This is a genomic window from Methyloversatilis sp. XJ19-13, from assembly GCF_024580155.1.
Classification (GTDB): domain Bacteria; phylum Pseudomonadota; class Gammaproteobacteria; order Burkholderiales; family Rhodocyclaceae; genus Methyloversatilis.
Genome location: NZ_JANINH010000043.1, coordinates 1 through 489 on the forward strand (window position 1 = coordinate 1; position 489 = coordinate 489).

1 rRNA gene is annotated in these 489 nt (G+C 56.0%); it reads right to left on the reverse strand.

The annotated features are described in order from the left end of the window. Positions 1 to 489, reverse strand: a 16S ribosomal RNA gene (locus tag NMQ14_RS19630); the annotation flags it as partial.

Here is a 489-nt window from a genome sequence, read left to right on the forward strand (position 1 = left end):
AGCTGCGGTACTCAATGAGTCTCCTCACCGAACACCTAGTCGACATCGTTTAGGGCGTGGACTACCAGGGTATCTAATCCTGTTTGCTCCCCACGCTTTCGTGCATGAGCGTCAGTATTGGCCCAGGGGGCTGCCTTCGCCATCGGTGTTCCTCCACATCTCTACGCATTTCACTGCTACACGTGGAATTCCACCCCCCTCTGCCATACTCTAGCCGTGCAGTCACAAGCGCAGTTCCCAGGTTAAGCCCGGGGATTTCACACCTGTCTTACACAACCGCCTGCGCACGCTTTACGCCCAGTAATTCCGATTAACGCTCGCACCCTACGTATTACCGCGGCTGCTGGCACGTAGTTAGCCGGTGCTTCTTCTTCAGGTACCGTCATTAACGCGCTATGTTAGAGCGCGCCGTTTCGTTCCTGCCGAAAGAGCTTTACAACCCGAAGGCCTTCTTCACTCACGCGGAATGGCTGGATCAGGGTTGCCCCC